Annotated in this window: 15 protein-coding genes; 7 read left to right on the top strand and 8 right to left on the bottom strand. The window is 42.5% G+C overall.

The window, feature by feature from the left end; translation table 11 throughout:
* The first annotated feature begins 59 nt into the window (after window positions 1-59).
* From purN to trxA, 5 genes are all read left to right on the top strand, one after another.
* Window positions 60-626 (top strand): phosphoribosylglycinamide formyltransferase, encoded by a 567-nt coding sequence (gene purN, locus DMB45_RS03240; RefSeq protein WP_041503144.1) that lies wholly within the window; start codon window positions 60-62, stop codon window positions 624-626.
* 53 nt (window positions 627-679) lie between these two features.
* The gene (locus DMB45_RS03235) at window positions 680-3,883 is read left to right on the top strand and encodes a S41 family peptidase (protein ID WP_110688526.1); all 3,204 of its coding nucleotides are present in this window, start codon (window positions 680-682) and stop codon (window positions 3,881-3,883) included.
* Window positions 3,884-3,943: 60 nt separating this feature from the next.
* Window positions 3,944-5,344, top strand: a complete 1,401-nt coding sequence (locus DMB45_RS03230; RefSeq protein ID WP_041505293.1) for an MFS transporter — start codon at window positions 3,944-3,946, stop codon at window positions 5,342-5,344.
* Window positions 5,345-5,504: 160 nt separating this feature from the next.
* Window positions 5,505-9,164 (top strand): DNA polymerase III subunit alpha, encoded by a 3,660-nt coding sequence (dnaE, locus tag DMB45_RS03225; RefSeq protein WP_041505294.1) that lies wholly within the window; start codon window positions 5,505-5,507, stop codon window positions 9,162-9,164.
* A gap of 88 nt (window positions 9,165-9,252) precedes the next feature.
* Window positions 9,253-9,570, top strand: a complete 318-nt coding sequence (gene trxA / locus DMB45_RS03220) for a thioredoxin (protein WP_041503141.1) — start codon at window positions 9,253-9,255, stop codon at window positions 9,568-9,570.
* A gap of 88 nt (window positions 9,571-9,658) precedes the next feature.
* Here the strand turns inward: trxA and DMB45_RS03215 are convergent, their stop codons facing one another.
* Together DMB45_RS03215 and DMB45_RS03210 are read right to left on the bottom strand one after the other, a co-directional pair.
* The gene (locus DMB45_RS03215; RefSeq protein ID WP_041503140.1) at window positions 9,659-10,588 is read right to left on the bottom strand and encodes a DUF3137 domain-containing protein; all 930 of its coding nucleotides are present in this window, start codon (window positions 10,586-10,588) and stop codon (window positions 9,659-9,661) included.
* A 9-nt stretch (window positions 10,589-10,597) separates the two neighbouring features.
* Window positions 10,598-11,149 (bottom strand): LemA family protein, encoded by a 552-nt coding sequence (locus DMB45_RS03210; RefSeq protein ID WP_041503139.1) that lies wholly within the window; start codon window positions 11,147-11,149, stop codon window positions 10,598-10,600.
* 214 nt (window positions 11,150-11,363) lie between these two features.
* On the opposite strand from DMB45_RS03210, the gene DMB45_RS03205 reads away from it, so the two are divergent.
* The gene (locus DMB45_RS03205; RefSeq protein WP_181416485.1) at window positions 11,364-12,218 is read left to right on the top strand and encodes an AraC family transcriptional regulator; all 855 of its coding nucleotides are present in this window, start codon (window positions 11,364-11,366) and stop codon (window positions 12,216-12,218) included.
* Here the strand turns inward: DMB45_RS03205 and DMB45_RS03200 are convergent.
* The 3 genes from DMB45_RS03200 to araJ all read right to left on the bottom strand — a co-directional run bounded on the left by DMB45_RS03200 (window position 12,215) and on the right by araJ (window position 14,586).
* Complete coding sequence (locus DMB45_RS03200; RefSeq protein ID WP_041503137.1) at window positions 12,215-12,751, bottom strand: chromate transporter; 537 nt, start codon at window positions 12,749-12,751, stop codon at window positions 12,215-12,217. The two genes, DMB45_RS03205 and DMB45_RS03200, sit on opposite strands and share 4 nt — an antisense overlap.
* Window positions 12,752-12,771: 20 nt before the next feature.
* Window positions 12,772-13,341, bottom strand: a complete 570-nt coding sequence (locus tag DMB45_RS03195; RefSeq protein ID WP_041503136.1) for a chromate transporter — start codon at window positions 13,339-13,341, stop codon at window positions 12,772-12,774.
* Window positions 13,342-13,434: 93 nt separating this feature from the next.
* Window positions 13,435-14,586, bottom strand: coding sequence for an MFS transporter AraJ (gene araJ, locus DMB45_RS03190; RefSeq protein ID WP_041503135.1), 1,152 nt, complete (start codon window positions 14,584-14,586; stop codon window positions 13,435-13,437).
* Between the two features lie 156 nt (window positions 14,587-14,742).
* Between araJ and DMB45_RS03185 the strand changes: the two genes are divergently transcribed.
* Window positions 14,743-16,863: a DUF3352 domain-containing protein gene (locus DMB45_RS03185; protein WP_041503134.1), complete on the top strand. Its 2,121-nt coding sequence runs from the start codon at window positions 14,743-14,745 to the stop codon at window positions 16,861-16,863.
* Between the two features lie 10 nt (window positions 16,864-16,873).
* Here DMB45_RS03185 and DMB45_RS03180 read toward each other — a convergent pair whose 3' ends face one another.
* The 3 genes from DMB45_RS03180 to rnr all read right to left on the bottom strand — a co-directional run bounded on the left by DMB45_RS03180 (window position 16,874) and on the right by rnr (window position 22,079).
* The gene (locus DMB45_RS03180; RefSeq protein ID WP_041503133.1) at window positions 16,874-18,124 is read right to left on the bottom strand and encodes a peptidoglycan DD-metalloendopeptidase family protein; all 1,251 of its coding nucleotides are present in this window, start codon (window positions 18,122-18,124) and stop codon (window positions 16,874-16,876) included.
* 145 nt (window positions 18,125-18,269) lie between these two features.
* A complete protein-coding gene (locus tag DMB45_RS03175) occupies window positions 18,270-19,718 on the bottom strand; it encodes a carbon starvation CstA family protein (protein ID WP_041503132.1) in 1,449 nt (482 codons plus the stop codon).
* A gap of 81 nt (window positions 19,719-19,799) precedes the next feature.
* Window positions 19,800-22,079, bottom strand: a complete 2,280-nt coding sequence (rnr, locus tag DMB45_RS03170; protein WP_110688446.1) for a ribonuclease R — start codon at window positions 22,077-22,079, stop codon at window positions 19,800-19,802.
* Window positions 22,080-22,176 lie beyond the last annotated feature (97 nt).

The raw sequence follows: 22,176 nt of genomic DNA, 5'->3' as shown, positions 1-22,176 counted from the left end.
TTTTTTGCTTGAATAAAGTTTTATTATCTTTATGACTTTGATTTTTAATTAATTACATCATGAAGAAAATAGCAATATTTGCCTCTGGTTCAGGGTCTAACGCTGAAAATATCATTAAATTTTTTAAAAATGATCCGCAAAATAGCGTGATCGGCGTGTTTTGTAATAAGCCGGATGCTTTTGTTTTGGAGAGAGCAAGACGTTTGAATATACCCGCCTTTGTTTTTAATAAAGAAGACTTTTATCGGTCTGATCGTATCTTGTCACAAATGAGTGAGTTGGGAGTGGACTTGATCGTGCTGGCCGGTTTCTTGTGGAAGGTACCCGAGCCTATCATCGATGCCTATGAGTACCGGATCATCAATATACATCCGGCTCTTTTGCCTCGTTACGGGGGAAAGGGCATGTACGGTATGCATGTCCATGAGGCTGTAATCGCTGCCGGGGAAAAGGAGAGCGGAATCACCATCCATTATGTAAATCGTCATTACGATGAAGGGGCTGCAATTTTTCAGGCAAGATGTGAGGTTACGCCCGAGGATACGCCGGATTCGTTAGCTGCCAAGATACATGATTTGGAATACGAGTATTTCCCGAAAGTGGTAAAACAGGTATTGGAGAAATGAGGGTTATTCCTGCAAGAATAAAAAGAATTTATACGGCTTATTGATTGGGAATGATGAAAAAAAATATAGTTTTATTATTGGGATTTTTTTTAGGCTGTCTGTGCTTGAAGGCAGAAGAGGCTCGTTTATTGCGTTTCCCTCATAGTGTTGGGGAGAAGGTCGTTTTTTCGTATGCCGGCGATCTTTATACGGTACCTGTATCGGGAGGAGTTGCCCGTCGCCTGACTTCTCACGTGGGGTATGAGATGTTTCCTCGAATTTCTCCGGATGGTAAATATATCGCTTTCACGGGACAATACGACGGAAATACGGAAGTGTTCGTTATTCCCGTCGAGGGGGGAGAACCGAAACGGCTGACTTATTCCGCCACCTTGAAGCGGGACGATTTGGGGGATCGGATGGGGCCTAATAACATCGTGATCGGATGGACTCCGGATAGTAAATCTATTTTATATCGTTCCAGGCAATATACCTTTAATGATTTTACCGGACAATTGTTCACGGTTCCCGTATCGGGAGGAATGCCAACGGAGATTCCGCTGGCGAATGGAGGGTTTGCGTCTTTTTCTCCCGATGGGAAAAGATTAGCTTATAACTATATTTTCCGGGAATTTCGAACATGGAAAAGATACGAAGGCGGGATGGCCGACGATATCCGGGTTTTCGATTTCTCCACCAAAAAATCCGAAAAAATAACGCATGATGTGAGGCAGGATATTATTCCCATGTGGTCTCCCGACGGAGAGGATATCTATTATATTTCGGATCGGGACGACATCATGAATCTTTACGTTTATCATATAAAGACAAAAGAGACTCGCCAATTGACTTTTTATAAAGATTACGATATAAAATTTCCGGCCATAGGCGATAAGTCGATTGTTTACGAGCATGGAGGATATATTTATCGTTACGATTTGAAGAACGGTAAAAACGAACGGATTAAAATTGATATCGATAATGATCAGGTTTATTCGCGTCCGGAATGGAGACGGGTAAGCGATCAGATCGACTTCCGGGCTCCTTCTCCTGACGGACGACGGGTTTTGGTTTCGGCAAGAGGAGATATTTTTTCACTTCCGGTGAAAGAGGGCATTACTTATAATTTGACCAACTCTTCCCATGCCAATGATCGGATGGGGGCTTGGTCTCCTGACGGCAATTACATAAGCTATATATCCGATAAGGAGGGTGAGTTTTCGATTTATATCCGGGAGGTTGCGACCGGCAGGGAAAAAAGGTTGATAAAGGGTTTTAAAGGATACATCTTTAATTACAAATGGTCACCTGATTCCCGGTCTATTTTATGGAGCGATAAGGGAAATACCTTAAATATTTCGGATGTTGCTACCGGAAAGAGGGAAATTATCGAAACTTCTCCCGTGCGCCCGATGACGGATTTCAATTGGTCTCCTGACAGCAGATACATTACTTATGTACGTCCGGGAAAAGCGGTCGATCATATTATAATATACGAGTTGTCCGATAAGCGGAAACATCAGATAACTGACGATTGGTACGGGGTGGCTTCTCCGAATTTCAGTCGCGATGGAAAATATCTTTTGTTCGTTTCTGCCCGCTCTTTCTCCCCCTCTTACGGCAGAACGGAATGGAACCATGTCTATCGGGAGATGAATAAAGTTTATATTTTGCCTTTGGTGAAAGGAGCTTGGATTCCTTTTTCTCCTGAAAACGACGGAATGCCGAAGGTGAAAACGCCGGATGGCGAAGGAAAAGAAGGTGGCTATGATTTTGCGGATGTAAACCGTCGTTTGATCGAATTACCGATTTTACCGGCCGATAATTACGGTAATTTGCATATGATAGGTAACTATGTTTATTACGATCGGGGAGGCCATACAATGGTGTATGACCTGGCGGGTAAAAGCGAATCTTCCCTTGGCGGGCAAATTGTTTTCAGTCCGGGGTATGATAAGGCGTTAGGAGTTGTCGGGCAGGTTTTTCAAATTATTGATTTGCCGACGACCTCTCTTTCCGTGGGGAGTGGAATTTCGACAAATGGCGTGAAGAAACGGATTAATTACCATGAAGAATGGATGCAAATTTATAACGAGACCTGGCGTCAGATGAGGGATTTCTTTTATGCTGAAAATATGCATGGGGTGGATTGGAATAAAGTATACGAAAAGTATAAGGTGCTCGTGCCTTATGTTAACCATCGGACGGATCTGACTTACCTGATAGGAGAGATGATCGGGGAGCTGAACGTGGGGCATGCCTATTCTATAAACGGTAAACATCCTGAACCGGAACGAATTAAGATGGGCTTATTGGGAGCAACTTTCAAAAGGGATAAATCCGGTTATTTTCAGGTAGAAAGAATCATCGAGGGGGCTAATTGGAAAACTTCGACCCGCTCGCCTTTGACCATGCCGGGAGTGGATGTCCGGGAGGGAGATTATTTGATCGCTATCAATGGAAAATCTTTGCAAGAGACCGATAATTTATTTACCGAATTAATAGATATGGCCGGAAAGACGGTTGAATTGGAGGTCAATTCAAAACCTTCCGTTACCGGATCTCGCCGGGTTTTAGTAATACCGTTGGCAGATGAATCGAAACTGTATTATTATCATTGGGTACAGAACAATATAAAGAAAGTGGAGGAGGCGACGAACGGAGAGGTGGGTTATGTCCATATACCGGATATGGGAACGGAAGGATTGAATGAATTTGTGAAACACTATTATCCCCAATTGCAAAAAAAGGCTTTGATTATCGATGACCGGGGAAACGGGGGTGGCAATGTTTCACCCATGATTATTGAACGTTTGATGCGTACGCCGACTTATTTTACGATGCATACGAATCAAAAGGAGGGATCGGTAAATCCGGTCGGTACGTTTATTGGTCCCAAGGTGTTGTTGGTGAACGAGTACTCGGCTTCTGACGGAGATTTGTTTCCTTATCGTTTTAAATACAATAAATTGGGTACGGTTATCGGAAGACGTACCTGGGGCGGAGTGGTCGGTTATAGCGGAACCATTCCTGTTGTGGACGGAGGGGCGATCGTGACTCCTTCTTACGCTCCTTTTGCTGTTGACGGAAGCGGATTTATCGTCGAAGGGACCGGTGTTACTCCTCATATAGATTTGGAAAACGATCCTTATTTAGAATATACGGGGCGGGATCAACAGTTGGAGAAGGCGATAGAAATTATTTTAGAGCAATTAAAAACGGCGAAGAGATCGGTTCCGCCTATTCCTGTTTTCCCGGATAAATCGGGAAAGAACTGAGATAGGTTGAAACTTTTTTCCAAATGTTTCGATAGGTAAGGATAAAAGGAAAAGATTTTTATGGGAACTGAAGAAGTCAAGATGGACGGGCTTCCATTGCCGAGACGTTATTGGGCCATTTTGTCCATTGCATTGGGTATAACCGTCTCCGTTCTGGACGGGACGATAGCGAATGTCGCTCTTCCTACTATCGCGCAGGATCTGCAGGCGACACCCTCCATGTCGATATGGATCGTGAATGCTTATCAGTTGGCTATCGTTGTCTCGTTGCTCTCCCTTTCCTCTTTGGGGGATATTTGGGGCTACCGTAAAGTTTATATAAGCGGATTGTTCTTATTTAGTTTTACCTCGTTGGCGTGCGCGCTTTCCAATTCTTTGTGGACGTTAACGGTTGCCCGTGTTCTTCAGGGATTCGGGGCTGCCGCGATTACGAGTGTGAATACTTCGCTCATTCGTATTATTTATCCTCAGCGTATCATAGGCCGGGGAATGGGAATAAACGCTTTGGTGGTTGCGGTATCTGCTGCCGCCGGACCTACTATCGCTGCCGGGATCCTTTCCGTTGCTTCCTGGCCTTGGTTGTTTGCGATCAATGTTCCGATAGGGATTGCGGCCTTGATGTTGAGTTTTAAATTTCTGCCTTCCAATACGGTGCGGGTAGAGGGACGGCGTTTTGACTGGATGAGCGGGTGGATGAACGCTTTGACGTTCGGATTGTTGATATCGGCAATTGAAGGCTATGCCCACGGTATCGATTCCATATATATCGTTTCGGGCTTAGCGGTCATGTTCGTTGTCGGTTTCTTTTTTATTCGTCGTCAGCTGAATCAGACTTATCCGCTGTTGCCCGTGGATTTGTTGCGAATTCCTATTTTCGCTCTCTCCGTCGGCACATCGATATGTTCTTTTACCGCTCAGATGTTGGCTATGGTTTCTTTGCCTTTTTTCTTACAAAACGCGTTGGGGAGGGATGAGGTAGTGACGGGTTTGTTGTTAACTCCCTGGCCTTTGGCTACCATGTTGGCGGCTCCTCTTGCCGGTCGGTTGATCGAACGCGTTCATGCGGGTTTGTTGGGTGGAATAGGGCTGACCTTGTTTGCTGGCGGTTTATTTCTGTTGGCTACTTTACCCGAAATGCCGACAAACGCGAGTATTGTTTGGCGAATGGCTTTGTGTGGTGCCGGTTTCGGCTTGTTTCAAACGCCGAATAACAGTATTTTGATTTTATCTGCCCCCCGGCAACGTAGCGGAGGAGCGAGCGGAATGTTAGGGACTTCGCGTCTTTTGGGACAGACCTCCGGAGCCTCTTTGGTCGCTTTGATGTTTGCCTTGTTTCCGCATAACGGGACGCATGCCGCGCTTTATTTGGGGGGTGCTTTTGCAGCGCTTGCCGCTATCGTGAGTTTTTCCAGAATGTCTTTACCTGAGCCCGGAGCTTTGGGAAAGAGAAAAAAGGGATAGATCCGGATAAGGAATGTGGAAAATTTTAGAACTGTTTTTCAGTTGTTGATGATCGTTCTCAAGAGATTATTCCTTACCTTTGTTTAGGTATAAATCAATGGAATCGTTTTTCTATTCTATTGACAATTAGGTGTTTGTTTTAATTCTTAGCGTATAATATATGTCTTTTACCCATTTTCATGTACATTCTCAGTATTCTATTTTGGATGGAGCGGCGAGTATTCCCGGTTTGATTGATAAAGCCATCGCTGACGGGATGCCGGCGATTTCCTTGACGGACCATGGAAGTATGTTTGGTATCAAACTTTTCTATGATCTTTGTCGAAAGAAAGGTATCAAACCGATTTTGGGTGTTGAAGCTTATGTCGCCCGGGTGTCATTGCATAATAAAAAAAATCCGCAGGATCGTTCCGGAGAACATTTGATTCTTTTGGCAAAGAATCTGCAGGGATACAGAAATCTTGTGAAATTGTGTTCTGTAGCCCAGGTGGAAGGATTTTATTATCGGCCTCGTATCGATAAGGCCCTTTTGGAGAGACACAAAGAGGGATTGATTATTTCCTCCGCTTGCTTGGGAGGGGAAATCTGTCAGAAAATCATGGCCGGGGATATAGAAGGAGCGGAGGCTGCTGCCCTATGGTATAAGGATTTGGTAGGGGAGGATTATTATTTGGAAGTGATGAAACATCCGACGACCAATCCTCTTTTGAGAGCGGATGTATACGACAGGCAAGTGAGGTGTAATGCCGAGATACTGAGAATCGGGAAAAAATTGGGTATAAAGGTTATTGCCACCAATGATGTGCATTTTTTGAATGAAGAGGATGCCGAAGCTCACGATATCCTAATCTGTTTGCAGACGAATAAGGATTTGGATGATCCCAAGCGGATGCGGTATACTCAACAGGAGTGGTTTAAGACAACGGCGGAAATGGAAGCCTTGTTCAGTGACGTTCCGGAAGTCATTGCGAATACGCAAGAGATTGTGGATAAGGTAGAGGATTATAAATTGGATTCCGATCCGTTGATGCCTGTATTCCCGATTCCTCCTGAGTTGGGAACGGAAGAAGAGTATCGAAAAAAATACACGGAAAGAGATCTTTTCGATGAATTTACTCAAAATGAAAAGGGTGAGGTGGTGATGAGTGAAGAGGATGCTCAAAAGAAGGTGAAGAAATTAGGAGGTTATGATCGGCTTTATCGTATTAAATTGGAGGCCGATTATTTAAAGGAGTTAGCGATGAAGGGGGCGGTGAAGCGTTACGGAGAGCATATCCCTCCCGATATCATGGAGCGTTTGATTTTTGAACTTCATATCATGAAGACGATGGGTTTCCCGGGCTATTTCCTTATTGTACAGGATTTTATTCGGGCAGCCCGCGATATGGGGGTGATTGTCGGTCCCGGACGGGGTTCGGCGGCGGGGAGTGCGGTAGCTTATTGCTTAGGTATTACAAATATAGACCCGATAAAATATGATTTGCTGTTCGAGCGTTTTTTAAATCCCGACCGTATCTCTTTACCCGATATCGATGTGGATTTTGATGACGACGGACGGCAACGCGTATTGGAATGGGTAACTCAAAAGTATGGAGCAGATAAAGTGGCTCATATCGTTACTTTCGGAAGTATGGCCGCTAAAATGGCTATTAAGGATGTGGCCCGGGTGTTGAAGTTGGAATTATCGGAAGCCAATCGATTGGCTAAAATGGTTCCGGAGGCTCCGAAAATGACACTGAAAAGGGCATATGAAGAGAATCCCGATTTAAAGAAAGAGAAAGAATCACCCAATCCGGTAGTGGGCAAAACGATTCGGTTGGCGGAGATTTTGGAGGGTTCCGTGCGACAGACGGGTGTCCATGCCTGTGGAATATTGATTAGCCGGGATCCGCTCACGGAACATATTCCGATTATGCCGACCGAGGGGGAGAGCTTGATGACGACGCAGTATGACGGTCATTTTGTAGAGCCTATCGGATTGATTAAAATGGACTTCTTGGGGTTGCGGACTCTCTCTATTATAAAAACTTGTTTGGATAATATTAAAAAATCCCGCCACGAGGTTTTGGATGTGGATGCGATTTCCCTGGAGGACCAGGAGACTTTTGCTCTTTTTTCCCGGGGAGAGACGACGGGCCTGTTCCAGTTCGAGTCGCCGGGGATGAAAAAACACCTGCGGGCCTTACAGCCTAACCGCTTCGAGGATTTGGTGGCGATGAATGCTCTTTATCGTCCGGGACCTATGGAGTATATTCCTGATTTCATCAAACGTAAGCACGGGGAGGAACCCATCGTGTACGATCATCCTATGATGGAACCCTTTTTAAAGGATACTTACGGGATCACTGTCTATCAGGAGCAGGTGATGTTACAATCACGGGCTTTGGGGAGTTTCACCCGTGGTATGTCCGATACGCTTCGAAAAGCTATGGGTAAAAAACAGATCGATACGATGAATGCCCTGAAGACGCAATTTATAGAGGGGTGTAATAAAAATCCGGAGTTCGTAAAGGGATGTAAAGAGATGGGGAAAGAGGTCAAACCTTTGGTAGAAAAAATATGGGGAGATTGGGAAGCCTTTGCCTCGTATGCTTTTAATAAATCTCATTCCGTTTGTTATGCTTATATCGCTTACCAAACCGGTTTTTTGAAGGCTCATTACCCGGCTGAATTTATGGCGGCCAACTTGAGTTGTAACTTATCCCAAATAGAGAAGGTGACCACTTTTATGGATGAGTGTAAACGAATGGGATTGAAGGTGCTGGCTCCTGACGTGAACGAGTCGGATAATGACTTTACGGTAAATCATAAAGGTGACATTCGTTTCGGAATGGCGGCAATAAAAGGAGTAGGGTTGGCGGCAGTAGATTCGATCATTAAAGAGCGTACGGAAAATGGCCCTTATAAAGATGTGTTTGACTTTTTTGAACGTATCGACTATCGTACCGTAAACAAAAAAACGTTGGAAAATTTAATTACGGCCGGAGGATTGGATAGTTTCGGTTTGCACAGGGGACAGTTTTTTTACCAAGTTGACGGGCATACTTCTTTGCTCGAGAATTTAGTAAATTACGGACAGAAGAAACAGGCCGACGGGCTGAAAATGCAAGCGACCTTATTTGGGGGGATGGACGGATACGAGGTGACAAAGCCCTCTATTCCTTTGTGTGAACCTTGGACGGATATGGAAAAGGCCCGAAAAGAGAAAGAATTAATCGGTATTTACCTCACTTCTCATCCTTTGGATCCCTATAAATTGGAGATAAAAACGCTTTGCACTCCTTTGGAAGAGTTGAATAGTAATTTCGCCTCTTTTAAAAATCGGGATGTTACTATTGCCGGGATTATCATCGCCATGAGGCAGGGAAAGACCAAAAAAGGAAATGATTTTGGTATTTTGACGATAGAGGATTTTAGCGGAACCTACGAGTTGCCTTTCTTTGGTGAGGATTATATAAAATTCAGGAACTATTTTATTTTGGAAACGGCAATATATATTAAGGGAAAGGTACAAACGAAAAAGTGGAACAATGAACTGGCCTTTAACGTAATCAGTATGGATCTGCTCAGCGTTATCGGAGAAAACCTGATTCGTTCCATCACGTTGCAGGTCGATATAGAGAATCTGACACACGAAATCGTAACGGAGATTCATAATCAATTGGTAAACGAAGCGGGAGACATCCCGTTGAATTTTATCCTTTACGACCGGGAAGGGCATAGAGTTAAGATGTTTTCAAGAAGCTGTAAAATAAAACGTTCGAGAGAATTATATGAATATTTTGAAAATAATGATGTGATTAAGATGAAAATTGATTAATATTGCACGGTAAATAAGGGTATTTTTATTCTTAATTGTAGTGATTTTCATATAGATAAGAGAATGTAAACTTAAAAGATAAAAAAGTATGGCTATTGCAGTTAATGATTCAAGTTTTGAGGAAGTGGTTTTGAACTCAAAGCTTCCCGTATTGGTAGATTTCTGGGCGGAATGGTGTGGACCATGTAAAATGATGCTGCCGATTGTAGAAGAATTGTCTAAGGAATACGAAGGTAAGATTGTTGTTGCTAAAGTAGACGTGGACAATTGTGCTGGGACATCCGGAAAATTCGGAATCCGTAATATCCCGACGATTCTTTTCTTCAAAAACGGAGAAGTGGTTGACAAACAGGTCGGTGCTGTGCCTAAAACGGCTTTGGTTGCAAAAATCAATGCACTGCTTTAAAATTGTTGAAATATGATATATAATCCGTCTAACTTCAGGTTAGGCGGATTTTTTGTTTAATATTGTTTTCGGGAGGTGGAGGAAGAAGTTATTCTTTGCTCCAAATCCGTAGGTTTAGATTCAGGTCGTTGACAATACCTGTCAAGGCCGAGAGGGTATCGTACTCCTGTTTTAAACTGTTGTTATGGAGTTGAGAACGCCAAATACTGGTTTCGAAATGATCGGTTCGGTCGGGAATAGCGATGATAATATTGGAGTTATAGAAACTGACTGTAATTTTTCCCGGGAATTTTCGGTCGAGCATCAGAAGTTTTTCCATCATTCCCGGAGTCAATAGATAACGGGCTTCTACCTGATCGGTAGAATAAACGTCGAAACTTTTCTCGAAGTCCGGATTTTCCAATTTAACCCGTCGGTTGTTGAAATTCAGCTTAATCCAAGCATTTCGATAAATGATGGTTTGTCCTTTGAAATCTTTGTGGAAATCGGCAATAAAGAAAAAACCCCGGAAAATATCCACCCAACTTTCATGTCTGTGTCCTTTGGAATCTACTGTCACGTGCTTTTCTTCAGCGTGGACTTCCGAACATACGAAAGCTGTTTTTTCGAGCTGTCCGGTTATCATGTCTTCGGAATGATAGCGGTCGGGCGTGGTGGAAAATAATCCGCTACTCATAAAAGCGGTTTTCGAGATGCCTTTCTCGGGTTGGAACGAGGAATCCTTGCATAGGCTCGTTAACAACGTGGTAATGATATCCTTTTTATAATATCCGGATAGTACGGCAGATTGGCTATTGATACAGAGGAACAAGACGATTATTCCGATGAGGGTAGCAATTATGATTCCCGTATAGCCGGCTTCGATCCCAAAGGTTATGCCTGTTCCGACCATAAAACATATACCTCCGGCTATCAGACCGTTCTGAGTCCCTTTCTTTTTTAATTCCAGTCTTTTATCTTCCAGTTGTTTAAGGGCCGGGGTCAATTGTCCGTACAATCTGTCGAAATTATTATCCATACAACCGCTTTAGGATTGGAACAGATCTTTTACATCGGGTACCGCTTTTTCCTCTTCCGGAATACTCAGTACTTCTTTCTTGTAAAAATTGAAAAGGTTGGCAATGATATTCGAAGGAACGGTCGTGACAGCATTATTGTAATCAGTGACACAGGCATTGTAAGTTCTTCTGGCTGCCGCTAATTGTTCTTCTGTTTCATTTAGGGCTTTTTGTAATTGCATAAAATTCTCCGAAGCCCGTAATTGGGGATAATTTTCGGCGACCAGAAAAAAACTTCGTTTGGCCGTATTGAATGTCCGGTCGAACTCGCTTTTTTCTTCCGTGGTCAGTGAATCGTAATTCCGTGAACGTAATTCCGTGATCCTGGTAAAGGTATTTTCTTCGTGTTTGGCGTATTGTTGTACGGTTGCAACCAAATTCGGAATCAAATCGAATCTTTTTTTCAACATGGCATCGATCGAACCGAATGCATTTTCGGTGTTGTTGCGTTTACGTGTCAAATTATTGTACGCAATGATGCTGTAACCGAAAATAACGATAAGAATAATAAGTGAAATCATGGTGTCGACGGTTTAAATAATTTACAAAATTAGTTTTTTTATAAAACAGAGATCGTATTTGTTGAAATATTTTATGGTTGGAATATTTTTTTCCTCCGGGGAGATGATCTTAAAGAGCCTGTTTAGTTTATAAAAGAACTTATAAAATGTAATTTGTAGGCAATAAAAAAACGGAATGCTTATATTTGTTTGTACTATAAAGGAAAAGGGGCAAATGAATACGAGAATATGCGAGCAATCTACGTGTGAAAAATATGATCCGAAAAATAAATACGGCTTCGTTTTACAGGAGGTAGAAAGAAATACTCAAAAAGTTTACCAGGGAAGCAAGTTCTGTCATGAACTGATGGTCGTATTGGAGGGAGACATTTCTGTAACTTTTAAAGGACGACAGATTGTTTGTGGAAAGGAGGAGATGTTTCTTGTTCCCAAAAATTGTGAAGTGGAGATAAATACGTCGGATAATCCATGTAAATTATTGTGTATCCGATCTAATATGGAAGAGCAGATCTGCCTGAAAGATCATCAGGAAATTCTTTCGGGGTTGAAATATTTTCGGTGGGAGTATAGCTCTTTAAAAGTGAATGAGCCTTTACGGCTGTATTTAAATTACTTATTGTATTCCATTCATAATGTCATGCCTTGCCGTTATTATTTGAATGTCTATAAATTGAATATGGCGGCCATTTTTTCTCAATATTACACGAAAGAAGAGATATATAAACTGTTTTATCCGGTATTGGGTGATGATTATTCCTTTAAATTGCTTGTGTTTAAACATTATCAATCCGTTACGTCGTTAAAAGATTTTGCCGAAAAAACGGGGTGTAGTTTGTCTACTTTTAAGCGGAGGTTTAAAAAAGAGTTCAATACTTCCGCCTATAAGTGGTTACAGATAAAAAAAGCGAAAGCAATTGAAAGCGATTTAGCTAATTTGACTCAGGATATTCAGATCATTATAGATAAATATCATTTTTCGGGGCATACCTCTTTTTATAATTTTTGTCTTAAAAATTTAGGAGGAACACCCTCGGAGATCAGAAAGAGGTTGTTGAATAAAAACGATTAATAGAGGATATAGCCGACGATTCCCGCGATAACGATCATGAGTATCGGATCCATTTTGAATTTGAAGGTTAGTAAAAAAGCCCCGATAAAGATAAGCCAGCTTTTGTAATCGATGAAGTTGTTTTTATTGATTAAAAGCAGTGCTGCAGCCCCGATTAACCCGGTAACGGTAACTTTCAAGCCATTCATGGCCATATCCACGTAACGATTTTCCCGGAAGGCAAAAAAGAATTTGGAGATGGTAATCATGATTATCAGGGAGGGAAGACTGACGGCAATGGTACATATGATAGAGCCCCATATGCTGTTGGTGGCCGTGTAGCCGATGTAGGTTGCCGTGTTAAAAGCAATAGGTCCCGGGGTTGTTTGAGAAATAGCCACGATATCCGTGAAATCGGAAACACTGATCCATTGGTGAACCTCGACCACATCATGTTGTATCAAAGAGAGCATGGCATATCCGCCCCCGAAACCGAAAAGGCCGATTTTAAAAAAAGTAATGAAAAGACTGAGATATAAATCGAATTCTTCCATGAACGTTGTTTCGAATTTGCTTATTTATTTTTATCCTTAGGCGTTATTTTGTTTTTTCCGCTTCTGAATAAACCGTAACCGACACCTCCCAGTATGGCTAAAATGATGATGTAAATGGGAGATATTCCAACTTGCCATATCAATAGGGCAGCTAAGATAGGTATGATCACCGTCTTCGGTGTCACCCCGGCTGCTTTGCCCATTTGCCACAACGGGGCTGCAATCAGGGCTACTACGGCGGGACGTATGCCTTTAAATACCCGTTCGACGACCGGGTTATCTTTAAAATCGGTAAATAAAATGGCGATCAGCAGAATGATGATGAAAGAAGGTAAGATGGTGCCGAGGCTGGAAAAAACCACCCCTTTACCTTTTCTGGCTTTATAACCCACGAATATGGCCGTGTTCAGGGCTATGGGGCCGGGGGCAGATTGGGCAACCGCTAACATTTCGATAAACTCTTTCTCTTGAAGCCATCCTTTTTTATCAACCACCTCTTTCTGTATGAGGGGAATCATGGCGTAACCACCTCCTAACGTGAATGTTCCGATTTTGAAGAAAGACCAAAAAATTTGCCAATAAGATGCCATAATAGTTGTTTTTCTATATCGAACAAATGTACATGATAAGATTTACTTTTTATTAGAAACAGGTGAAAAAAACAGGTAAAAATCCGGGCTTATCTATGCTTTTATCGTTTCGTATTTCCGGGTGAAAACGAACAGTAACATAAAACCGGTCAGCGCGAATGGAGTTCCCGCGAGAGCCGAGTATTGATAGCTTAATCCGGCTTGTAAGGGTAGCCCCCCGCAATATGCCCCGATAGCATTTCCTAAATTGAAGGCGATCTGAACGCTTGCTGCTCCTAACATTTCTCCTCCTTTGGAATAACGAATGAGTAAAACTTGTTGCGGCGTGGACAAGGCGAAAAGGCAAGCCGTACATAGGCACATGAGTGTTGCCGAAATCCAGGATACCCGCGCTAAAAAGAATATAAGCAACAGAATCGTGAATGCACAACCTTGGGTGAAAAAGGCTACCCGTCCCGGAGTGTATCGATCTGATAAACGACCGCTGATCAAATTTCCGGCAACCATTCCCGCTCCGGCTAAAATCATAAGTAATGAAATACTGTCGACTGGAAATCCGGAAATTTGTGTCAGTAACGGGTTGATGTAACTATACCAACAAAAGATGCCTCCGTTTCCCAATAGGGTGGCAAAAATTAGTAACCACGGAGCCGGGGATTTTAAAAAACGGAATTGACCTGTAAAGCCGGTATCGGGTAGGTTTTCTACCGGAGGGATCCATTTCCAGATGTAATAGAGAATGACGATCCCCCATAGACCGACGAGTAGGAATGTGACTCTCCAGGAAAGGAACGTACTCAAGAAAGTTCCTAAAGGTACTCCGAAGAGGTTCGCGATTGTCATGCCGGCAACCATGATGGAAACAGCTTCCGAACCCTTCCCTTTGATAGCTAATTTTTCGGCAACGATGGAACCTACTCCGAAATAGGCTCCATGCGGGAGTCCCGAGATAAAACGGGAAATCACCAGGGTCCAATAATTGGGGGCAAGGGAAGCACAAATATTGCCGATCATTATTACAGAAACCAATCCCAAAAGGATGTGCTTTAATGGAAATTTACGGGCAAGAATCAGTACCGGAGCTCCGAAGCAGACTCCTAAGGCATAGGCCGAGATCAGATGGCCGGCGGTAGCGATGTCGATGTGTAAAGCACGTGCAATGTCCGGTAAGATTCCCATGATCACAAACTCGGCAATACCTAATCCTAATGTTCCGAAAGCTAATGCGATGAAACTTTTTTTCATATTTATTTTTTCGGGGCGTAAAATTAAAATATATATTTATTCTTTGTTTTCTCGTTTTCTTGCTTTTTGTAAAAAATAATACGTGATATGGCGTGAATGGTTGTATAATATTGTATACTTGTATTTTGTACGGTGTTTTAAGTTGATGACTTTATCATGAGAAGCAAACTTATTCTTGTAACGATTCCATTAGTGACCTTGATCGTTTTGATCTGGTTGGCTTTTTATAAAGATGCCGGGCGTTATAAAATAACACAAGCTTTACCGGAGAATGCAGTTTTTACGGTGGAAATACCTTCTTTCAATCATATACACGAGAGTCTAAGTCGGAATAGAATATGGCAATCGCTTAAAACTTATCCTTATTTTGAAGCGTATCACGACTATTTTGAACGGGCCGATTCTTTGTGTAAAGTCTATCCGACGTTGAAGCGAATGTTGACGGATAGACCTGTTTCTATTTCCTGTTATGAAGTTACTTCTTTTAATTATGATTTCTTATATGTATGCGATTTGGGTAAGTTGAACGTGATCAGGACTTTTGAAGGCATGGTTTCGGTATTGTTGAATAACGGTGATTTGAAAATAACGAAATTAAAAGGCGAGGGAGAAAAATTTCATGAACTGACGGGCAAAGGGTTTAAATTGTATTTCGCCATAAAAGGGAATCTTTTAATTACCTCCTGTTCCCGGGAATTAGTTGAGCGTTCTCTATCCGCATGCGAAGGTCTGGTAAAAATAAAAAAAGACCTACCTGGTGGAGATGCCGTAATCGACGTTGACCATAAACGGATAGGGAATGCAATCGATGCTTTTTTGGAAACGGCGTCTATAACGGAAGAAGAGCCTTTGCTTGATTTTACTCGTTTAGTATTGCAGTTGAATGATCGAAATCTTCGTTTCTCCGGTATTACCAAATCGAATCGCGATGTATTTTCGATACTTAATTTGTTGAACCGGACCAAAGGGAAGGCTTCCGGAATTGACCGGATTGCAGGAGAACACACGGCGGCCTATGTTTCTTGGTGTTTTTCTTCTTTTTCCGAGTTACAAAAAATCTTGATTGAGAATTATAGGTCGGAACGGGAAGAAGACTATAAAGCGATAGAGCGTTCGGTCGGGAAAATAAATAGATTTTTGAATCTTGATATTTTAGATCTGTTTACTTCCTGGGTCGGGCATGAAATTGCCCTGATCAAACCGGCTCTCGATGAAGAGAATCGGCAGGACAATATTATTTTGGCTATTCAGGCGAACGATATTATTTATGCGCGAGATCAGTTGAACTATTTGATGGAACAAATAGATCGTAAGACTCCGGTCCGTGAGAAAGCTATGGAATTTAACGGGTATAAGATTCATTATTTTAGTTTGAAGGGATTTTTTAAACTGTTTCTGAAATCTAAGTTCAACCGATTGGATCGTCCCTATTATACTTTTATAGGGGATTATGTCGTATTTAGTAATTCGCCTCTTTCTTTGGCGGAGATGATCAGGGATTACTTGTTAGGCAAGACATTAGCTCATGATGAAGAATACATCGGTTTAATGCAAGATTTAGGTAACGGAAGTAATATTTATGGTTATATCAATACTTCCAACGCGTACGACTTTTTGTATCATGATTTAAAATCGGATGCCCGGCAGGAGTTAGAAAATAATAAAGATGCATTTTTGAGTTTTGAAGTTATCGGACTGGCGTTGTCGGCACAAGGTGAGGATTTTAAAACCAATGTAATTGCAAATTTTAATAAAAATGCTCCGGAAGAGTATAAGATACGGGAACTTAACCGGGAATTGGAAAAACAAATAGACCGGATCGAGTCCGGTTTTTATTATCCGAACATTCCGGATAGTATCGCTGTAGGAGTGAAAGATTTTTATGTATACAAAACTTCTCTTTTCACGGTGAAAGGAGCTTTGAAAGATGGAGATCCGGACGGGTGTTGGAGTATTTACGATCCGCTTGGAAAAATGATAGGACTCTTCCCGTATGAGGAGGGTAAAATAAACGGAGAAGCTCGTTTTTTTTATAAGGATGGCAAGTTACAAGGGAAGGTCGTTTACCGTAAAGGAGAGATTCAATTCTATAAAGAATATTTTCCCGATGGGACATTGAAATTAGAGATGCCTTACCGTAAAGGAATGCGTCACGGTGTGGTAAGATTTTATTACAAAACCGGTCATTTATTGTGTGAGGGACGTTATAAAAAAGGTCATCCTGTTGGTAAATGGCATTACTACCGAATTACCGGGGAAAAAAGAACCGATTATTGATTCCGGTCGGTTATAACTGTTTTAATCGTCGAGTTAGAGAGTCCCGCACGACAATGAATTGAGGCATGTTCTCTTTTGAAATCGGTTCTTTCGGAGGAGATACCATTTTCAGGGGATTGATGGGAGTTCCGTTTTTATATACCCTGAAATCCAGGTGAGGACCTGTCGCTAATCCGGTACTGCCTACGTAACCGATGACTTCTCCCTGTTTAACCCGTTTTCCCGGGGCAATTCCCTGGGCGAACCGGGAGAGATGCATATAGGTGGTGGAGTAGACGCTGTTGTGTTTGACGGTGACATAATTTCCCCCTCCTCCTTTTTGGAAAGCCTTTTTGGTAATGACTCCGTCTCCGATTGTATAGACAGGGGTTCCCGTGGGAGCGGCATAGTCTATTCCGTGATGGGAACGATATTTCTTCAATACCGGATGGAAACGGTTGTTTGAAAATCCGGATGAAATCCGCGAATATTTAAGAGGAGCTTTTAAGAAAGTTTTTTGCAAACTATTCCCGTCTTCATCGAAATAGGAGAATTTTTCGTTTTGAACGAAAGGGATAGCGTAAAAATCCCTACCGGCATGGGTGAAGATAGCACCCTTTATTTTGAAGTCCCGTAAAGGTTGTTCTTCGACATAGGATTCCTCGTAGATCACCCGAATGGAATCTCCTTTGGCAATGCCGTAGAAATCGATAGACCAAGCGTATATATCCGCTAAACTAATGGCTAATGTAGGGTCTGTTTGTGCCTCTACCATCGCATTCCATAAAGAGGATTGAATGCCGACTTTTGCGGATAGCTCCCTTACTTCGACCTCTTTTTTCCCGATATAAACAGGCGAGGTCTCTTTGAAGTCAATGACAACAAATTCTAATGCATTGTTTTCATAAATGAAAAATTCCGGAGATTTCAAACTGTCTTTGGCGAGAAATAAAGTGTATTTTCGTCCCGCTTTTATTTTCCGGACATCGAAAATATCTTTACAACGTTGAGAGATTTCGTGTATTTTTTTAGGAGAAACTCCGTATTTGGCCAAGATGGCCGAAAGGCTTTGGTTGCGTCCCACGACTCCTTCCTCTACTTCGAAATTATCGGAAGGAATACCGTATTTGTAATGTTCTTGTTTTAACTCCGTCGTGTCGACTACCTCTTCCACTGCTTCGGCTTCCAATACAGCTTCTTTGTACTCTTTAGGCCAAAAAATAACGATAGCCAATACAACGCCTACGGCTGCCCAAATCCAGATCCATTTTGTTTTTTTCATTCTACAAAATATTCATATATTCATAGATAACACCTTACCTTCGGGATAAGATGTGTCCCTTTTTGTTTGTTTTGTATGTTGATTTTTCCGTTTGCAATTTAGAGTAAACTCTTATAAACTGCAACCCGTTTTTTATTATTTTAAACTAAATCTTTTTCCCTTTTTTTAGTTTGCTGGTTCTCAGAAAGAAAAGAATCAATAAGCCGATGCCCGCAGCTATTCCGATCGGGTAACCGACAGACGGTTGAATGAATATTCCCCCGGCCTTGTATGGAGCTACAAGGATGTAGGTAACGCATACGATACTTAAAAAGGTGGCCGGAATAGAGAGCATCCAATGGGGTTTCCCTGTTTTTGCCAAGTAGGTGGCAGCAGTCCATAGGGTTACCGTGGCTAAAACCTGATTCCCTATGCCGACATATTTCCATATGGTGGAAAAATCAAAACTGCAAAAGAAATAAGCCAGAATGAAGATAGGAATCGAAACGATCAGTCGATTCTTTACAGGCTTTTGAGTGAATTTAAGAGCATCGGCAATGATCAATCGCATGCTGCGGAAAGCTGTGTCTCCCGAAGTAATAGGGCATGCGACTACTCCTATGATGGCAATAACGGCTCCCAAACGTCCTAACCAGGAACGACATACCTCATTGACGATTATAGCCGGATCGCTACCGGAACCTGCTGCCGCATTTAATCCTTCCGCTCCCCCGAAGTAGGCCATGGCGGCTGTGGCCCAGATCATGGCAACAATACCTTCGGATATCATGGCTCCGTAGAAAATAGGTCTTCCGTATTTTTCATCGGTCATACAACGGGCCATCATGGGGGATTGGGTAGCATGGAACCCGGATATAGCCCCACAGGAGATGACGATAAACAGCATCGGGAAAAGAATGTTTTCCTGTGGATTAACGTGCAGGTTACGCATGGTGTCGAAAGTGAGTTCCTCTAATTGGAGTTCCCCGCTGAATCCTCCGTACAGGAGATAGCCGCCTACACTGAGTGCCATAAAAATCAAGGCTGCTCCCATAAAAGGGTAAATACGCCCGATGATTTTATCTATCGGCAATAAAGTTGCCAGTATGTAATAGGCAAAAATAATGTACAGCCATGGGGCCATACTTGTTCCGGTTAAATTGCCTAAGAGTCCCGCGGGACCGTTCACGAAGGAAACTCCCACCGCTAATAAAAGAAATCCGGTAAAGAATGTCATGAATTTCCGGATACCGTTGCCCATGTATTTACCCACGATATCCGGAAGGCTCATACCATCGTTCCGTACGGAGAGCATTCCGGAAAAGTAATCGTGTACAGCACCCATGAAGATACAACCGATTACGATCCATAGATATGCCATGGGACCGTAGGCTGCTCCTAATATAGCCCCGAAAATGGGACCTAACCCCGCGATATTCAGAAATTGAATGACGAAAATCCGCCAGGGTTTTAGTTCGTGGTAGTCAACACCGTCAGCCAGTCGTTTAACCGGAGTTTTTATTTCAGATGATGCACCGAAAAATCGTTCGACAAATTTCCCGTAAGTAAAATAAGCGACGATAAGCAACGCGATGGAGATAATAAAAGTAATCATTGGTTTAGTCGTTTTTCACACCTCCCAAAGATAGAAAAAATGTTTTTTTATTGTTCTTCATTCAAGAAAGAACTTAAAAAGTTAATTCCTTTTTTTCGATTTATTCCTCCCTTTGTTTTTATTGCTTTCATCTCCTCGTCTTCCTCGACGTGATTTTCGTACAGAACGGGGCGGCGTTATAGCCTTGGAGCGAATAACGGATGGAGAGGTCTCCGTTTTTTCGTTACCTACCAAAGTGAAGTCCAATTGACGGGCAACTAAATTAGCTTTCGCCACTTTGACCATTACCTGATCTCCCAATTGGTATACCTTTCGGTGGCGACGACCGACAATGCAGTAGTTCTCTTCGTCGAATTCGTAATAATCATCCTCTAACTCGGTCATAGAGACCAATCCTTCGCATTTGGTATCGTTCAATTCGACATAAAAACCCCATTGGGTCACTCCGGAGATGGTTCCCATAAAGGGTTGATCCAGTTTGTCGGACATAAATTCCACTTGTTTGTATTTGATGGAAGCTCTCTCCGCGTTGGCTGCCACTTGTTCCATTTCGGAACAATGTTTACATTCTTCCTCGTATTTTTCCTGATTGACCGAACGTCCTCCTGCTATATAACGTGCCAGCAGACGATGGGTCATTACATCCGGATAACGCCGGATTGGAGAGGTAAAATGGGAATAATAGTCGAAAGCTAAACCGTAATGTCCTACATTCTCTGTGGAGTAGGCGGCTTTGGCCATGGTACGTACGGCAAGTGTCTCGATCATATTTTGTTCCGGCCGATCCTTCACATCGCTCATCAATTTGTTCATGGAGGAGGAGAGGGTTTTGGGGTTGCTTGAACGTAGATGATAGCCGAATTTCGCGATGAATCGTCCGAATTCTTCTAATTTATCCGGGTTCGGCTGTTCGTGTACACGGTAGACGAAAGTTTTGGGTTTTTGTCCGGGCTTAAGCTTTCCGATTCGTTCGGCTACTTTTTTATTGGCAAGCAACATAAATTCCTCTATCAATTTATTGGCTTCTTTGGATTGTTTGAAGTAAACCCCGGTAGGCTTTCCCTTTTCATCTATATCGAATCTTACTTCCACCCGGTCGAAGTCGATGGCTCCGCTTTTAAATCTTTCCGCTCTTAATTTTTGGGCCAGGTCGTTTAATTCCAGGATCTCCGTCTTGTAATCGCCTTCGCCTCCTTCGATCATTGCTTGTGCTTCTTCGTAAGTGAAACGGCGATTGGATTTTATAACCGTGCGGCCGAACCATTGGTCCGCTATTTCCGCATTATCATTTAACTCGAAAACGGCGGAGAAACATAGTTTTTCTTCATTCGGACGTAAGGAACAGACCCCATTGGAGAGCCGTTCGGGCAACATAGGAATCGTACGGTCTACCAAGTATACGGAAGTGGCCCTTGCGTCAGCTTCTTTATCCAATACGGAGTTCTCTTCGACGTAATAGCTCACGTCGGCGATGTGTACGCCAACTTCATAATGACCGTTTTTTAATTTTCGGATGGAAAGGGCGTCGTCAAAATCCTTGGCGTCTTTGGGATCGATCGTGAACGTTGTTATTTCCCTGAAGTCTTTTCGTGTTTTATACTCCTCATCGGGGATCGTATCCGGGATTTTTTCTGCCGCTTTTTCCACGTTTGCCGGAAATTTAACGGGAAGTTCGAATTCCGCCATGATGGCATTCATCTCCGTATCGTTGTCTCCCGGTCTTCCGAGGACCTCCAACACGGTTCCTACCGGATTTTTTTGGTTCTCAGGCCATTCTGTGATTTTTACTATGGCTTTATCCCCGTCTTTTGCCCCGTTTAACTCGTTGAGGGGAATGAAGATATCATAAGGAAGTTGTTTGCCGGAAGGAACTAAAAAAGCATATTGCCGGGAACATTGTATGATTCCCACGAAGGTCTCTTTTTTTCTTTCAAGGATTTCGACAACCTCTCCTTCCGGTCTCCTGCTTTTACTTCGGGCATAGACGATGACTTTTACCTTGTCCCCGTTTAACGCGTGATTTAGGTTTACCTGAGGAATGAAAACATCCTCTTTGGTTTCATCCGAAACCAGGTAAGCGGTTCCTTTTGCAGTTAAATCGATAATTCCGGTAATATATGTGCTGACGGCTTTTAATTTGAATTTTCCTGTCGATTCTTCGGATAGCAGTCCGTCGATCTTCATCTCGTAAAGTACCTCGTTGATCAGGCGCTTTAATTCCATGTTTTTGATACCCAGCTGCAAGGCTAATTGCTTGTAATTGAAATATTCGTTGGGCTTATGAGTAAAGATATCGAATAAGGATTGGTAAAGTTCTTTTTTCCCGATACTTTTATGTGGTTTTTTCTCTTTTTTTGACATACACTACTGATTTATGAAGGATATATAATCCTTTAAAGTTTAATGTCACTAAAGTAATATTATTTTTTGATATCTGTTTTATGATGAGGCAGTCTAT

Origin of the sequence: Sanguibacteroides justesenii (assembly GCF_003204205.1) — a bacterium.
Taxonomy (GTDB): Bacteria; Bacteroidota; Bacteroidia; order Bacteroidales; family Marinifilaceae; genus Gabonibacter; species Gabonibacter massiliensis.
Note: the sequence above shows the minus strand (reverse complement) of the source record. Positions and strands in the feature narration are given on the sequence as shown.

Coding starts and splice junctions, on each gene's coding strand:
- dnaE (WP_041505294.1), top strand. CDS start 5,505: ATGTCTTTTACCCATTTTCATGTACATTCTCAGTATTCTATTTTGGAT.
- araJ (WP_041503135.1), bottom strand. CDS start 14,586: ATGAAAAAAAGTTTCATCGCATTAGCTTTCGGAACATTAGGATTAGGT.
- DMB45_RS03235 (WP_110688526.1), top strand. CDS start 680: ATGAAAAAAAATATAGTTTTATTATTGGGATTTTTTTTAGGCTGTCTG.
- DMB45_RS03180 (WP_041503133.1), bottom strand. CDS start 18,124: ATGAAAAAAACAAAATGGATCTGGATTTGGGCAGCCGTAGGCGTTGTA.
- purN (WP_041503144.1), top strand. CDS start 60: ATGAAGAAAATAGCAATATTTGCCTCTGGTTCAGGGTCTAACGCTGAA.
- DMB45_RS03195 (WP_041503136.1), bottom strand. CDS start 13,341: ATGGCATCTTATTGGCAAATTTTTTGGTCTTTCTTCAAAATCGGAACA.
- DMB45_RS03210 (WP_041503139.1), bottom strand. CDS start 11,149: ATGATTTCACTTATTATTCTTATCGTTATTTTCGGTTACAGCATCATT.
- DMB45_RS03230 (WP_041505293.1), top strand. CDS start 3,944: ATGGGAACTGAAGAAGTCAAGATGGACGGGCTTCCATTGCCGAGACGT.
- DMB45_RS03185 (WP_041503134.1), top strand. CDS start 14,743: ATGAGAAGCAAACTTATTCTTGTAACGATTCCATTAGTGACCTTGATC.
- trxA (WP_041503141.1), top strand. CDS start 9,253: ATGGCTATTGCAGTTAATGATTCAAGTTTTGAGGAAGTGGTTTTGAAC.
- DMB45_RS03200 (WP_041503137.1), bottom strand. CDS start 12,751: ATGGAAGAATTCGATTTATATCTCAGTCTTTTCATTACTTTTTTTAAA.
- DMB45_RS03215 (WP_041503140.1), bottom strand. CDS start 10,588: ATGGATAATAATTTCGACAGATTGTACGGACAATTGACCCCGGCCCTT.
- DMB45_RS03175 (WP_041503132.1), bottom strand. CDS start 19,718: ATGATTACTTTTATTATCTCCATCGCGTTGCTTATCGTCGCTTATTTT.
- rnr (WP_110688446.1), bottom strand. CDS start 22,079: ATGTCAAAAAAAGAGAAAAAACCACATAAAAGTATCGGGAAAAAAGAA.
- DMB45_RS03205 (WP_181416485.1), top strand. CDS start 11,364: ATGAATACGAGAATATGCGAGCAATCTACGTGTGAAAAATATGATCCG.